This is a genomic window from uncultured Amnibacterium sp. (assembly GCF_964244015.1).
GTDB lineage: Bacteria > Actinomycetota > Actinomycetes > Actinomycetales > Microbacteriaceae > Amnibacterium.
In genome coordinates this window covers 1-446 of sequence record NZ_CAXTHO010000116.1, presented here as the reverse complement: position 1 = coordinate 446, position 446 = coordinate 1, and the positions used below count along the sequence as shown (strand labels likewise).

At 78.0% G+C, this 446-nt stretch carries 1 pseudogene (running past one end of the window); it reads right to left on the bottom strand.

The features are described from left to right. A pseudogene (gene prmC / locus ACFE67_RS12165) lies at nt 1-345 on the bottom strand (peptide chain release factor N(5)-glutamine methyltransferase) (it extends 537 nt beyond the left edge of the window). Nucleotides 346-446: the final 101 nt, after the last annotated feature.

The following is a 446-nucleotide window of genomic DNA, read 5'->3' as shown; positions in this document are numbered from 1 at the left end:
CTCGACCAGCACCTCCGTCTCCGGCCGCGGGACGAACACCCCCGGCCCGACGGCGAGCTCGATGTGCCGGAACGCCGCGTGCCCGGTCAGGTGCTGCAGCGGCTCCCGCGTCCCACGCCGCAGGCCGAGCGCGCGCAGGCGCTCCGCCTGCTCCTCCGAGAGCGGGGCTCCCATCAGCGCGAGCGCCTGGGCACGACCGCGGCTGACCCCGACGACGTGGGCGAGCAGCAGCTCCGCGTCGACCCGGGGGTCCGGCACCCCCGCAAGGCGGAGGTGGTCGACGACCGCCGCCAGCGCGACGTCCGCGCGGCGGGGGACGACGCGGTAGGGATCAGCGGAGGGCACGCCTCCATCGTGACGGACGCGGACCCGGCGGTCGCGCGCCGGCCCAGCTGCGCCTCAGACGAGCCGGCGGGCGACGACGGCGTACAGCGGGTCGCCCCGGT